This is a genomic window from Microbacterium sp. H6 (assembly GCF_003314775.1).
Lineage (GTDB): Bacteria > Actinomycetota > Actinomycetes > Actinomycetales > Microbacteriaceae > Microbacterium > Microbacterium oxydans.
The window spans coordinates 362-579 of record NZ_QOAY01000165.1; the positions used below are offsets into that span (position 1 = coordinate 362).

A 218-nucleotide genomic window follows, 5' to 3' on the forward strand; every position below is an offset into this window, starting at 1 on the left:
TGAAGCAGACGCTCGATGTGGCCGCGATCGGGTCGGCGACCATCGGCACCCGCGTGAACATCGAGAAGGCCATGCCGGTGGGCGCCCGACTCGGCGGACACATCGTGCAGGGCCACGTCGACGGGGTCGGCGAGGTGCTCGAGGTGCGGCCCGGCGCGCAGTGGAGCGTGCTCCGGATCAGTCTGCCCGCCGATCTCGCCCCACTCGTCGTCGACAAG

At 70.6% G+C, this 218-nt stretch carries 1 pseudogene; it reads left to right on the top strand.

The features are described 5' to 3' along the window. A pseudogene (locus DSP71_RS23555) lies at positions 1-218 on the top strand (riboflavin synthase); the annotation flags it as partial.